The sequence below is a fragment of the Kribbella swartbergensis genome (assembly GCF_054784135.1).
Window position 1 is genome coordinate 78,605 of the sequence record NZ_BAAGPM010000015.1, and the last position, 10,660, is coordinate 89,264.

The following is a 10,660-nucleotide window of genomic DNA, read 5'->3' on the forward strand; positions in this document are numbered from 1 at the left end:
GAATCAGGAATGGCACGGTCCCAGGTCGAACAAGCGCTGGAGATCCTCGGGGAAGGTACCCGGCTCGACGTCCTCGGTGAGCACGCCGACCTGCTCCGCTTCGCCGAGTCCGAGGTCACGGCTCAGCACAGCGAACGCCGCCTCCGGGTCCGGGTCCGCACCACCCGCGACGGCCGCTCCGTCGCCGGTTCCCTGGAAACCCTCGACCCCGAGGCGGTCCGCGCCCTCGCAGCCCGCATCGACGCGGCGCTCGCCGACCTTCCACCGGGACCTGCGACACCAACGGCGTCCGCACCTTCCGTTGATCATTCCCGTCCGGTGCCGAAGGTGGAGCCGGCCGAGTCGGTGCTGGAGGCGGATCCTGCGGTCCGGCATCGGTGGTTCACGACCGTGCGGGACGGGCTCGACTCGTCGACGTCACTGGGCGGGGCGATCAGGTACGACGTACTGGATCGGGTCGTGGCCGACTCCGACGGGCTGTTCCGGGCCGAGACGTTGACGAAGGCATCGATCCAGGCGATCGCCAAGAAGGGCGACAACTCGGTCAGCGTCCGCTCCATGAACCGCGACGCGGACCGGATCCCGGTGGACGACATCCCGGCGCGGCTGCGTGCGGCGCTGAGTCCGCTGCCGACCCGTGAAGCCCACCACGGCCCGTGCCGGGTGCTGCTGAAACCACAGGCCGTCATCACGCTGATCGCGACGTACGGACACTTCGTCCTCGGCGCGACCGGCTACGCAACCGGCCGCTCCGCAGTCGCCGGGCGGATGGGGCAGAAGGTGGTGAGCGACCTGCTCAGCCTGGTCGACGACGGTGCCGACACGGCGGGTCTGCCCAGCGGTTTTGATGCCGAAGGCAACGTACGCCGCCGCACCCAGCTGATCGACCACGGCGTGCTGACCGGTGTCGTCTCCGACCGGCGGCGCGCCGCCGTCACCGGTGGCGTCCCGACCGGACACGCCGTACCCGACGGCTGGCGGTTCGGCGGCGACCCGAGCCCGTCCAACCTGCTGCTGGACCCGGGTGACAGCTCGGACGAGGAGTTGCTGGCCGAGTGCGGCAGCGGCCTGGTGGTGAACCGGCTCGACTACCTGCGGTCCCTGCACCCGAAGCAGACGCTGGTCACCGGTACGACGCGGGACGGCACGTACTGGGCTGAGGGCGGTGAGCTCGTCGCCTGGCATCCGCAGGTGCGTTTCACCTTCCGGATGGTCGACGTACTCAACGCTGTTGTTGCGGTCGGCAACACCCGGGAGTGCGGTGACACGACCTTCATGGACAGCGTCGTCGTACCGTCGCTGCTGATCGACGCCGGTCCACTCGTCCTCCCCTGAGCCAGCAGTGCCCCGCGCGACGCGTGCTCATGATTCCGCGGGGCACTGCTGCAACACGCCGTCTGTCAAGGAGTTGCCGTGCACACCACGCCGACGCGGACGCCCAGCATGCAGGAGGATCCGCCGCGGGTCGGGCTGACCTCGGCGGCGCGGTTGCTGCGGGCGGAGTACGGGATCGACGCCGACGTGTCGGACCTGCGCAGCGAGCGGGACCGGAACTTCCTCGCCGTCGCGCCGGACGGCCGGCGGCTGGTGATCAAGGTGTCGAACTCGGGTGACGACCCGGACCAGATCGCGATGGAGTCCGCCGCGATGCGTCACGTCGAGCAGGTCGACCCGGACCTGCCGATCCCACGGGTGCTGCCCGGCCTGGACGGTCGTTCGGTGGTGACGGTCGAGGCCGACGACGGCCGGACACATCTGGTCCGCGTGATGACCGTGATGCCGGGTGAGGTCGCGGACCTGACCGCGCTGCCCGTGTGGTTCGCGGCTGAGTTCGGATCGGTGAGTGCGCGGCTGACGCGCGCCTTGCAGGGGTTCGGGCATCCGGCGGCGTTCCGGCGGCTCGACTGGGATCCGCGGGTCGTGACCACGCTGCGACCGTACGCCGATGGGCTGCCGGACGAGACTCGCCGCGTGCCGATGCACCGGCTGCTCGATCGGTTCGAGGCGCTCGAACAGGCGACGCGGGAGTTGCCGGGGTTCGTGCTGCACGGCGACGTGACGTTGAGCAACGTCCTCCTGCAGGACGGCGGCATCGCGGGAGTGATCGACTTCGGCGACATGCACCACACGGCTCGGGTGGCCGACCTCGCGATCAGCCTGACGTCACTGCTGCGCGAGTCGGATGACTTCTGGAACGACGCCGGTCGCTTTCTCGACGGGTATCAGCGGGTCCTGCCGCTCGAGCCTGCCGAGGTCGCGCTGATCGGGGAGTTGGTCCTCGCCCGATCCGCGGCGAGCGTCCTCATCTCGGCCTGGCGCGCGCCGCTCTTCCCGGACAACGAGGAATACCTGACCAGCCTGGTCGCCGGCAGTTGGCGGATCCTCGACCTCCTCGCCGGGTTCCCCGCGGGCGACCTCGCCGACCGTTTCCACCGGCTGTGCGGAACCTCGCGCGTCGCCTCCGCCCAGACTCCCGATCCGACGCTGCTGGTACGACGGCATGCCGCGCTGGGTGGTGAGCTGTCGCCGCTGTTCTACCGGTCGCCCCTGCAGGTCGTGCGGGCCGAAGGCGCGTGGGTCCACACCGCGGACGGCCGCCGGTATCTCGATGCCTACAACAACGTCCCCGTCGTCGGGCACGCGCATCCGGCCGTCGTCCAGGCGATCTCGCGGCAGGCCGCCGTACTCAATCTGAACTCGCGCTACCTGCATCCCAACGTGGTCGAGCTGGCCGAACGTCTGACGGCCTCGATGCCGGACGGGCTGGACACGTGTGTGTTCGCCAACTCGGGCAGTGAGGCCAACGACCTCGCCTGGCGGATGGCGCGGGTCGTCACCGGACGGGGTGGCGCGATCGTGGCCGACCTCGCGTATCACGGGGTCAGCGAGGCGACGGCGGCCCTCTCCACCAACACCTACCCGGCGCAGGCGCGGCCCGCGCATGTCGCGATCTTCGAGGCGCCCCGGAATCCTGGCGACGACAGCGTTGCTGCGACGGAACGGGTTCGTGCCGCGCGAGCGGAGCTGAGGCGGGCCGGCCACGATCTGGCGTTGCTCGCGGTCGACAGTGTGTTCAGCAGCGCTGGGATCCTGACGCCGGCCGACTCCTTCATGCGCGGCTTGCAGGACGAGGCGCGGGCGTCGGGTGGGCTGTTCTTGGCGGACGAGGTCCAGGCCGGCTTCGGGCGGGGCGGCCGCAACCTGTGGCGATTCCAGGACTTCGGGCTGACGCCGGACTTCGTCACCCTCGGCAAGCCGATGGGCAACGGGCACCCGATCGCGGCCCTGATCACCCGCCGGGAGATCGCGGAAGCCTTCGTCGAGGTCGACGAGTACTTCAGCACCTTCGGCGGCAACCCGGTGTCCTGTGTCGCCGCGCTGACCGTCCTCGACGTGATCGAGCAGACCGACTTGGTCCGGCGCTCCGGCCGGGTCGGCGACGAACTGCGGGCTGGTCTCGAAGCCCTCGTGCCGGGTGTCCGCGGCCAGGGACTCATGATCGGCGTCGAGGTGCCGGGCGCGGCTGACTTCGCCGAGCGGTTGCGGGAGTACGGCGTACTCGTCGGAACGACCGGGCCCGGTGGGGGAGTGCTGAAGATCCGGCCGCCGCTGATCTGGGAGTCGGCCGAGGTGCGGCAGTTCGTCATGGCGTTCCAGAAGGCGTTGCATTAGCTACTGTTGGGCGGGTGCGCGAACTGGTTGTGCTGGGCACCGGGAGTCAGGTGCCCTCGCGTGAGCGCACGCAGAACGGCTACTTCCTGCGCTGGGACACCGACGGGTTCCTCTTCGATCCCGGTGAGGGAACGCAACGGCAGATGCTGTACGCCGGGGTGCCGGCCGGCGCGATCACCCGGCTCTGCGTCACCCACTTCCACGGCGACCACTGCCTCGGCGTCCCGGGCATCGTGGAACGGTTGTCGCTGGACGACGTACCGCATCCCGTCCGGGCGCACTACCCGGCGTCGGGTCAGGCGTACTTCACCCGCCTCCGGTACGCCGCTTCCTTCTACGAGCGAGCCGAGTTGCTCGAGGAGCCCGTCGAGGAGGACGGGCTGCTGTCGGTCGGCCCGTTCGGGCAACTGTGGGCGCGGCGGCTCGAGCATCCGATCGAGTCCTTCGGGTACCAGTTGATCGAGCCCGACGGGCGGCGGATGCTGCCGGACAAGCTCGCCGAGTACGGCGTGGCGGGTCCGGCGGTCGGGCGGTTGCAGCAGGCCGGGTCGATCGAAGTGGACGGGCGCACGGTGACGATCGAGCAGGTCAGCGAGCCGCGGGCCGGACAGCGCTTCGCGTTCGTCATGGACACTCGGCTCTGCGACAACGTCCTCGAACTCGCCGACCGGGCCGACCTGCTCGTGATCGAGTCCACCTACCTGTCCACCGAGGCGGCCCTGGCCCGCCGGTTCGGTCACCTCACCGCCCGCCAGGCGGCCCGGGTGGCCCAGGAGTGCGGCGTCCGCAAACTCGTGCTCACGCATTTCTCCCAGCGCTACCTGGATCCGCAGGCGTTCCACGACGAGGCCGCCGCGGAGTTCGCCGGCGAGATCGTCGTCGCCGCCGACCTGACCCGCACCCGGGTCCCGCCCCGCCGCTGACCCCCCGGTGCGGCCTCCGGACCCGGTCAGTCGGCGTAGTCCGTCGACGTGGTGATGTGGGCCCAGGCGGCGGCCTCGTCGGCTCGGGACCGGGAGGCCTGGTCGGCGTGGGCGAGGGCGTCCTTGCCCAGCAGCAGCTGGAGCGGTGGGTTGTCGAGGGCAACGATGTCCAGGATCGCGCGGGCGGCCTTGGCCGGGTCGCCGGGCTGCTTGCCGTCGGTCTCGAGCCGGTAGCGGTTCATCGCGCCGACGGTGGAGTCGTAATCGGGGTCGACCGGCGCCAGCGTCATCGACGCACCACCCCAGTCGGTCCGGAACGCACCCGGCTCGATGATCGTCACCTTCACACCGAACGGCGCGACCTCGTTGCTCAGCACCTGGGAGAACCCTTCGACCGCGTACTTCGCGGTCTGGTACGCGCCCATGCCCGGCGTACCTCCGGCCCGCCCGCCGATCGAGGAGAACTGCAGGAAGTGACCGCTGCGCTGCCGCCGGAACACCGGGAGCGCGGCCTTCGTGACGTTGACGACGCCGAACAGGTTCGTCTCGATCTGCGCCCGGAAGTCCGCGTCGGTGGTCTGCTCGATCGCGGCACTGTTCGCGTACCCGGCGTTGTTCGCGACCACGTCGAGAGCGCCGAACTCGTCGAAAGCTGTCCGTACGGCGTCCTTCGCCGCGGCCGCGTCGGTGACGTCCAGGGCCACGGCGCGGATCCGGTCGCCGTACTCGATGACCAGATCGTCGAGTTGCTCGGGTTTGCGGGCGGTGGCGACCGCCCGGTCGCCGGCGGCCAGGACCGCCTCGGTGAGGGCGCGACCGAGCCCGCGGGAACTACCGGTGATCAACCATACTTTGCTCATGTCAGCCCTAACTAACCAACTGGTTGGATGTATTCCCAGCTAACCGCAGCCTGTTCGGGAAATCAACCAACCGGATGGTTGTTAGGCTGGGCTGCATGCAGAGGAACGCCGACCGGACCAGGGCGCGGATCCTGGCCGCCGCGACCGAGGAGTTCGCCGCCCGCGGGATCGCCGGCGCGCGGGTGAACCGGATCGCCGAGGTGGCCGGCTGCAACAAGGCGATGCTGTACGCCTACTTCGGCAGCAAGGACGGGCTGTTCGACGCGGTCTATACCGCTGCCGTCGACGCCTACCTGGCCGAGGTCGGCTTCGACACGGCCGATCTGCCCGGGTACGCCGGCCGTGTCTTCGACTACTTCGAGGAGCACCCAGAGCACCAGCGGCTCAACATCTGGTACCGCCTGGAGCGTCCGGAGGGCACCGCCCTGGAGGCGATCGTCGCGGTCAACAAGAGCCGGCTCGGCGACCTCGACCAGGCGCAGCGATCCGGCGTCGTACCGGCGGATTTCGCCCCGGCCGAGCTGCTGGCCCTGCTCCAGGCCATCGCCACCAGCTGGTCCTCGATGAATCCCGAGTACGGCGCAGCCGCGCCGGACCGGAAGTCCCGTCGCGACGCCGTCGTCGAAGCAGTACGGCGGCTGCTGGCGACGTAGCGGGTGTGGCGGACGCCACTCCGGATTCTCAGGGAACTCATCTATTGGGTCGATGGAGTTCTCAGTCTCGCGCGCTCTACTCGGAGGCGGAAAGCACTCGCCGAGGAGGCAATCGGAACATGGACGACAGCGCGGGACGGCAGGGAGCGGGACAAGGGCAGGGCGCCGGCGGCTGGCAACAGGGCGCCGGTCAGCAAGGCGCCGGAAACCAGAGCCCCGCTCCGCAGCCGGGCTACTGGCAGCACGCCGGTCCCCAGCAGTCCGCGCCGTACCAGGCCGGTCCGCCGCACCTCGGCTATCCGCAGTACCCGGGCTATCCGCCGTACGGCGTCCCGCAGCAGAAGCCGCCGCGGAAGCGGGGGCGGCTGCTCGGAGCCGCGGCGCTGGGCCTGGCCGTCGCGCTGGTCGCCGGATCGGTTGCCTGGGGCATCGACCAGCGAGTGGGCGGGAACGGTTCGCAGCTCGCGCAGCAGCACCTGAATCCGGCCGCGGTGGCGGCCCAGGTCTCGCCCGGACTGGTGGACGTGAACTCGGTGCTCGGGTTCGAAGGTGCGCGGGCGGCCGGGACAGGGATCGTGCTGACGTCCGACGGTGAGGTTCTCACCAATCACCACGTGGTCGAGGGCGCGACGTCGATCTCTGTGGTCGACATCGGCAACGGCAGGACGTACTCGGCGAGTGTGGTCGGGTACGACGAGGCCCACGACGTCGCCGTACTGAAACTGAAAGACGCGTCCGGACTGCCGACGGCCACGATCGGTGACTCGGACAAGGTCACGCTCGGGGACCAGGTGGTCGGGATCGGCAACGCCGGCGGCGTCGGCGGTACGCCGAGCTACGCGCCCGGCACCGTGACCGGGCTGAACCAGTCGATCACCGCGACCGACCAGAACGGCCAGGACCCGGAGCACCTGACCAACCTGATCCAGACCAACGCGAACATCCAGGCCGGCGACTCCGGCGGACCGCTGGCCGATGCGGCCGGCCAGGTGATCGGCGTCGACACGGCCGGCTCGGGCGGTAACAACGGAGGCACGGGTCGGCCGGGACAAACTGCCGCAAGCACCGCCGCGACTGCGACCTTGGCGGCGTACGGCGGCAACGGGTACGGCGGGCCCGGATCCGGTGCGGGCGACGGCAACGGCGGTGCGTCGGGCGGTGCCTCGGGGAACGGGCAGGGACAGACCCCGACACAGGGGTATGCGATTCCGATCAACGAGGCGATGGAGATCGCCGACCAGATCGAGGCCGGTCAGGCGTCGGACACCGTGCACATCGGCGAGTCGGCGATGCTCGGCATCTCGGTCCTGCCGGACGTGACCACGACCGGCGCGGTGGTCGGAGGCGTCCTCGCGAACGGCAAGGCGGACGAGGCCGGGATCGAGCCCGGAGACGTCATCACCTCCTTTGCCGGAAAGCCGGTCGAGTCGCCCGACACCCTCTCCGCCCTGTTGAACAAGCAGCACCCCGGCGACAAGGTCGAGGTCGGCTGGGTCGACCCGACCGGCCACCACCACAAGGCAACCATCGAACTCGTCCCAGGCCCGGTCCGCTGACCCCAGCGCTACCCCCCGCTGAAGCGGACCGAAACCGATCGGACCCGGCGCGCCTCCTACCCCTCCGAGGCCCGGGTCCGATCGCTGTGCGCCGTTGCCTGCGGGCTACTGCTGGCCCGAGCCGCCAAAGAAGCCGGTGCGCCACGTCGGGTGAGTCGGCGTCCACGCTAGGTGTGTACGGGCGTAGGTGTTGGAGGCGCCGCGGGCCCACGGGGGTCGGTTGGATTGCGTCGGTGGGGGAGCGGGAGCGCCGACGGCCTCGGCAAACACGGGCATCCAGGCGGATGCCGGAGCGGGTTCGTCGTCGACGATGTTGACCGCGCCGGTCGGCCAGGTGAGCGCTTGGACGGCGGCGATCGCGGCGTCCTCGACGTGCAGGAAGCTCGTGACGTCCGCGCCGGCCGGAAGACTGCCCGCGGCGGCGAGGTCGGCCATCAGACCGCCCTTGGTGTACCAAGTGCCCGGGCCGTAGAGCATGCCGTACCGCAGCACCACCCACTCGGGCGCCTCGGCGGTGATGCTTTCGAGTTGGGCCACCGCGTCGACCATTCCGCGTCGGGAATCGTCGGCTGCGCCGAGATCCAGCGGCGTCGACTCGACGGCCGGTTCGTCGCCGCCTTCGTAGGCCCAGGAGATGCTCTGCGAGATCATCCGTCGCACGCCCGCGGCGAGCGCGGCGTCGACCAGGTTGCGGGTGCCCACCTGCCGGATCCGCCCGTTCGCCGCGAAGTCCCGCGAGCCCAAGTCGGTCAGTTGGTGCATGACCACCTCCGGCTGAGCCGCCGCGACCACCTCGCGCAACGTCTCGGCGTCGTACACGTCTCCCACGACAGCCGTCACACCTTCGCGCTCGAGTGGGGCCGGGTCCCGTCTGGTCAGGGCGGTGATCTCGTAGCCGTCGGCGACCAGGAGGGGTACGAGCAGGCGTCCGATCGCGCCGGTGGCACCGGCGACAAAGATCCGCATGGCCTCACGCTAGGCGATCACCGCCCGCCCGCCGGTGGTCCAGTTCACAGGGGATTCGGTGGGCCATTCCGGGGTGGTCGTCATACCCTGAGGTGGAAGTAAACAAGTGTTCACCCCTGCGAGGAGTCGTGTGAGCTCGACCGTCCGCCCAGCCCGTCCGCGCCTCGTGCTGGGCGCACTGGCGTCCTGCGGGGTCCTGGTTTCGATCAGCCAGACGATCGTCGTGCCGCTGTTGCCGGAGCTGCCGCGGATCACGCATCGGGGGCCAGCCGACGTCAGTTGGCTGATCACCGTCACGCTGCTCACCGGCGCGGTGTTCACGCCGCTGCTCGGCCGGGCCGGCGACATGTACGGCAAACGCCGGGTGCTGCTGATCGCTCTCGGCTCGATGGTCATCGGTTCGTTGCTCTGCGCAAGCAGCTCGGACCTGGCGGTGCTGATCGCCGGCCGCGCGTTCCAGGGTGCCGCGGTCGCCGTCGTACCACTGGGGATCAGCATCCTGCGCGACGAACTCGAGCCGCGCCGGGTGATCCCGTCGATCGCCCTGATGAGCTCGACGCTGGGCGTCGGCGCGGCGTTCGGCATCCCGGCGGCGACGCTGGTCGTGGAGTACTCCAACTGGCACACGATGTTCTGGATCTGCGCCGGCATCGGCGTACTCGACTTCGCCCTGGTCCTGCTGATCGTGCCCGAGTCGGCTCTGCGGACCAGAGGCCGCTTCGACGTCCTGGGCGCACTGGGCATGAGCGCGTTCCTGGTCTGCCTGCTGCTGGCCGTGTCCAAGGGCAGCGGCTGGGGTACGACGGCGATGGCCGGCCTGTACGTCGCAGCGGTGGCGATCGTGCCGCTGTGGGGATGGTACGAGCTCAGGACGACCGGTCCGCTCGTCGACCTGCGGGTGTCCGCGCGGCCCGCCATCCTGTTCACGAACCTGGCCGCGCTGCTGATCGGGTTCTCGTTCTACGCGAACTCGCTGACGACCGCGCAACTCGTGCAGGAGCCGACGTGGACCGGGTACGGCCTCGGTGAGTCGATCGTCATCAGCGGGCTCTGCCTGCTGCCCGGTGGTCTCGCGATGGTGGTGCTGTCACCGGTGTCGGCGCGGATCTCGGCCGCTCGCGGTCCACGGTTCACGCTCGCGATCGCGTCGGTGCTGATGGCGGCCGGGTACGTCGTCCGGCTGTTCACCAGTGGCAACGTGCCCGGGATCGTGGCCGGGGCGACAGTCGTCTCGGCCGGCACCGCGGTCGCGTACTCCGCACTACCGGCCCTGATCATGCATGCTGTGCCGGTGACCGAAACGGCCGCGGCGAACGGACTCAACACGCTGATGCGCACGATCGGGGCCGCCATCTGCAGCACGATCGTGGTGACGGTCCTGACCCACGTGACCCTGACGCGCGGCGGTCAGGTTGCGCCCGCGCTTCGCCGCCGACGCGAACGTGAGCGCGGCGCTGATCGTCAAGCACTTCGGCAGCAAGGAAGCGCTGTTCGAGCAGGTCGCGGACTTCAGCGAGGCAGCCCAGCTCCTGCTCGGCGCACCCGATGAGGATCTCGGCCGGCACGCCGTACTGACGTTGGTGAACTACCGCCGCGAGAACGGTCTCGACCTGCTCGTCCGGGTGATCTTCGCGGCGGGCGGCGGTGACGAGCGCGCCCTGATCCGCGAGCACTTCCGTGACCAGGTGACGCGTGCGTTCGCCGCCCGCCTCACCGGAGACGACGCGGGTCTGCGCGCCGAGCTCATCACCGCCCAACTGCTCGGCCTCGGTGCGGTGATGTCGATCGACAAGACCGGTCCGAGCACCACCGCCGACCCGGAGACCATCGCCGGCCTCTACGCCCCGGCCATCCAGGCGCTCATCCACTGACTGAACAGCCGTCTCACCAAATGGGCAAGGGCCCTGTGCTGGCCATGTGACGCCGCTAACATGGTGCGGCCAGGTCGAGAGGCGCTGCAACGGACCCATCGGTCCGCCACGCTCGGCCCGGAGTTCTGACTGCAAGGGCGCCTCCGGAGATTTTCTGGA

At 70.0% G+C, this 10,660-nt stretch carries 9 protein-coding genes and 1 riboswitch; of the genes, 7 read left to right on the plus strand and 2 right to left on the minus strand.

The window, feature by feature from the left end; all coding sequences use genetic code 11:
• Positions 1–9 precede the first annotated feature (9 nt).
• The 3 genes from ACYVOK_RS11230 to ACYVOK_RS11240 all read left to right on the plus strand — a co-directional run bounded on the left by ACYVOK_RS11230 (position 10) and on the right by ACYVOK_RS11240 (position 4,595).
• Positions 10–1,335, plus strand: a complete 1,326-nt coding sequence (locus ACYVOK_RS11230; RefSeq protein ID WP_460662265.1) for a TldD/PmbA family protein — start codon at positions 10–12, stop codon at positions 1,333–1,335.
• 78 nt (positions 1,336–1,413) lie between these two features.
• Entirely contained in the window at positions 1,414–3,672 is a 2,259-nt protein-coding gene (locus ACYVOK_RS11235) for an aminotransferase class III-fold pyridoxal phosphate-dependent enzyme (RefSeq protein WP_460662266.1), read from the plus strand.
• Between the two features lie 14 nt (positions 3,673–3,686).
• Positions 3,687–4,595: a ribonuclease Z gene (locus ACYVOK_RS11240; protein WP_460662267.1), complete on the plus strand. Its 909-nt coding sequence runs from the start codon at positions 3,687–3,689 to the stop codon at positions 4,593–4,595.
• Between the two features lie 26 nt (positions 4,596–4,621).
• Here ACYVOK_RS11240 and ACYVOK_RS11245 read toward each other — a convergent pair whose 3' ends face one another.
• Positions 4,622–5,455: an oxidoreductase gene (locus tag ACYVOK_RS11245; protein ID WP_460662268.1), complete on the minus strand. Its 834-nt coding sequence runs from the start codon at positions 5,453–5,455 to the stop codon at positions 4,622–4,624.
• A gap of 95 nt (positions 5,456–5,550) precedes the next feature.
• Between ACYVOK_RS11245 and ACYVOK_RS11250 the strand changes: the two genes are divergently transcribed.
• Positions 5,551–6,108, plus strand: coding sequence for a TetR family transcriptional regulator (locus tag ACYVOK_RS11250; RefSeq protein WP_460662269.1), 558 nt, complete (start codon positions 5,551–5,553; stop codon positions 6,106–6,108).
• A gap of 119 nt (positions 6,109–6,227) precedes the next feature.
• Positions 6,228–7,664, plus strand: coding sequence for a S1C family serine protease (locus ACYVOK_RS11255; RefSeq protein ID WP_460662270.1), 1,437 nt, complete (start codon positions 6,228–6,230; stop codon positions 7,662–7,664).
• Between the two features lie 105 nt (positions 7,665–7,769).
• Here the strand turns inward: ACYVOK_RS11255 and ACYVOK_RS11260 are convergent, their stop codons facing one another.
• Complete coding sequence (locus ACYVOK_RS11260) at positions 7,770–8,630, minus strand: NAD-dependent epimerase/dehydratase family protein (protein ID WP_460662271.1); 861 nt, start codon at positions 8,628–8,630, stop codon at positions 7,770–7,772.
• 130 nt (positions 8,631–8,760) lie between these two features.
• Here ACYVOK_RS11260 and ACYVOK_RS11265 point away from each other — a divergent pair, with 130 nt between their 5' ends.
• The gene (locus ACYVOK_RS11265) at positions 8,761–10,179 is read left to right on the plus strand and encodes an MFS transporter (RefSeq protein ID WP_460662272.1); all 1,419 of its coding nucleotides are present in this window, start codon (positions 8,761–8,763) and stop codon (positions 10,177–10,179) included.
• A complete protein-coding gene (locus ACYVOK_RS11270; RefSeq protein ID WP_460662273.1) occupies positions 10,073–10,501 on the plus strand; it encodes a TetR/AcrR family transcriptional regulator in 429 nt (142 codons plus the stop codon). The genes ACYVOK_RS11265 and ACYVOK_RS11270 overlap by 107 nt, the downstream gene beginning before the upstream one ends.
• A gap of 70 nt (positions 10,502–10,571) precedes the next feature.
• A riboswitch (S-adenosyl-L-homocysteine riboswitch) is annotated at positions 10,572–10,651 on the plus strand.
• Positions 10,652–10,660 lie beyond the last annotated feature (9 nt).

What these genes read in the sequence shown, in the direction of transcription:
- ACYVOK_RS11230 (WP_460662265.1), top strand. Translation starts at nt 10, where the DNA reads ATGGCACGGTCCCAGGTCGAACAAGCGCTGGAGATCCTCGGGGAAGGT.
- ACYVOK_RS11245 (WP_460662268.1), bottom strand. Translation starts at nt 5,455, where the DNA reads ATGAGCAAAGTATGGTTGATCACCGGTAGTTCCCGCGGGCTCGGTCGC.
- ACYVOK_RS11250 (WP_460662269.1), top strand. Translation starts at nt 5,551, where the DNA reads ATGCAGAGGAACGCCGACCGGACCAGGGCGCGGATCCTGGCCGCCGCG.
- ACYVOK_RS11255 (WP_460662270.1), top strand. Translation starts at nt 6,228, where the DNA reads ATGGACGACAGCGCGGGACGGCAGGGAGCGGGACAAGGGCAGGGCGCC.
- ACYVOK_RS11260 (WP_460662271.1), bottom strand. Translation starts at nt 8,630, where the DNA reads ATGCGGATCTTTGTCGCCGGTGCCACCGGCGCGATCGGACGCCTGCTC.